Here is a 1,991-nt window from a genome sequence, read left to right on the forward strand (position 1 = left end):
GCCACGTTGGCATCAATACGTTCTCGGGCTTCCCCGATGGCTTCCATCGTGGCAAGGGTGTCTTCGCTGGTGCGTGCTGCTGCGGCAGTACGCATTTCGTGCTCAAACTCCACGTTGATGAGGTCTTCATTCACGCCTAGTTGAAGGCGTAATACATCTCGATAGACCGACAGAAGGTCAACCAAGATGCGATCGAGGCCATCTCGCAGGCTCCGAGTGGCGCGGCGCTTCTGCTGTTCTTCCAGACCTTTGACCTGGCTGCGCAGGTTGGCGGGGATCGCATCGCCTTCGGCGATACCCATCGAACGACGAAGCTGTTCGAGTTCAACGCCATCCCGCTCTTCGGTGATCGCTTTGGCGTCATCGGTGGCGATTTCAATCATGCGTGCAGCGGCGAGCACCGCTTCCCGCACAGTCATGATGTTCAACACCAGACGGACTGTTTCTTCACGCCTGGCTGCTGCTTCAGGGTTTGTTGCCAAGCGATGCGCCATGCCGATGTGGGACTGGGCGTGACGAGCAGCGCGTTCTGCAGTGACCGCATCCACGCCATCGCGGGCAACAATCAACTTGGCAACGTCAGGAACGCTTGGTACTCGCAAGCGGACTGAGCGCACGCGTGAACGGATTGTAGGAATCAGATCTGCTTCACTCGGCGCACAAAGAATCCAGACCGTACGCTCAGGGGGCTCTTCGAGAGCCTTGAGCAGAACGTTAGAAGTGCGCTCGGCCATGCGGTCAGCGTCTTCGATCACGATAACTCGATAGCGAGAGACGGCAGGTGAATATTGTGAGCTCTGCACAAGTGCACGTACTTCATCAATGGAGATGATCACGCGTTCTGTCGTCAACGTGGCAAGGTCGGGATGAGTCCGTGCCGCCACTTGTGTGCAGTCAGTACACGCGCCACAGCCACCATCACGGCACAAAAGTGACGCGGCAAATGCATAGGCCAGGTTGGAACGCCCAGAACCCGGTGGGCCCGTCACCAGCCAGGAGTGTGTCATGGCTGAATCATGAGTCGTGGCAGAAGCTAACTCTGACTGGGAAGCCGCGCGGAAAACATCAATGGCCTCTTGTTGGCCAACGAGTTCATCCCACACGCTCATAGCTCAAGGCTACCGGGAGTATCTGACAGAGAAGTGGGACTAAGCCAGCTCTACTTCAACACGGGAACGAATAGCTGCAGCGAGTTCCTCGATCGGGCGGGATGCATCCAGGACTAGGAACCGTTCTGGCTCTGCCTCGGCGAGCGCCAAGAATCCAGCGCGAACACGACCGTGGAATTCTGCCTTCTCGTTCTCGAGACGGTCAAAGGGCTTATCTGCAGCATCTAGACGCGTGCGGGCAAGGTTCTCCTCGAGATCAAGCAGCACGGTCACATCAGGCAACAGGCTGTCAGTTGCCCAGAGGGACAGATCGCGAACTTCCTTCGCGTCAAGGACACGACCAGCACCTTGATAGGCGACAGAGGAGTCAAAGTAGCGATCCTGGATGACGACCTCGCCACGCTCCAGTGCGGGACGCACAAGAGTGGCCACGTGGTGTGCACGGTCAGCTGCATAAAGAAGCGCTTCTGCTCGAGGATCGATGTCGCCGCGGTGGTGCAGCACGAGGTTACGTACCTCCACGCCGACATCGGTGCCACCGGGTTCGCGGGTACGCACAACAGTGCGACCCTGTTCGGTCAACCACTCTGCTAGAAGACCAGCCTGAGTTGACTTGCCCGAACCGTCTCCACCCTCAAAGGTGATGAACAACCCGGACATGCGTTACTCGCTTGCCTTAGAGGAAATACCTGACTTGCCCAGTGTGGTGGCAGCCTTCTTAGCTCCAGCCTTCTTCACCACAATGGTGTCGCCGACCTTTTTGGTGACCTTTTTCTTGGCCGCAGGCTTCTTTGCAGCAGCCTTCTTGCGGACAACGGGTCCCTTGGCACGCTTGATTGCCAGCAGCTCAACGGCGCGATCGAAGTCAATCTCTTCAGGAAC

The 1,991-nt window shown here is 57.6% G+C and carries 3 protein-coding genes; all 3 read right to left on the bottom strand.

What is annotated here, in order from left to right:
• A partial coding sequence (locus tag Q0362_RS03750) for a DNA polymerase III subunit delta' (RefSeq protein ID WP_298119909.1) occupies positions 1-1,109 on the bottom strand: 1,109 nt, incomplete at its 3' end.
• A 39-nt stretch (positions 1,110-1,148) separates the two neighbouring features.
• Positions 1,149-1,769 (bottom strand): dTMP kinase, encoded by a 621-nt coding sequence (gene tmk / locus Q0362_RS03755; RefSeq protein ID WP_298119912.1) that lies wholly within the window; start codon positions 1,767-1,769, stop codon positions 1,149-1,151.
• A gap of 3 nt (positions 1,770-1,772) precedes the next feature.
• Positions 1,773-1,991, bottom strand: a 219-nt coding sequence (locus Q0362_RS03760; RefSeq protein WP_298119914.1) for a hypothetical protein, incomplete at its 5' end; no start/stop codon positions are given.

This window comes from uncultured Aurantimicrobium sp. (assembly GCF_936931525.1).
Taxonomy (GTDB): domain Bacteria; phylum Actinomycetota; class Actinomycetes; order Actinomycetales; family Microbacteriaceae; genus Aurantimicrobium.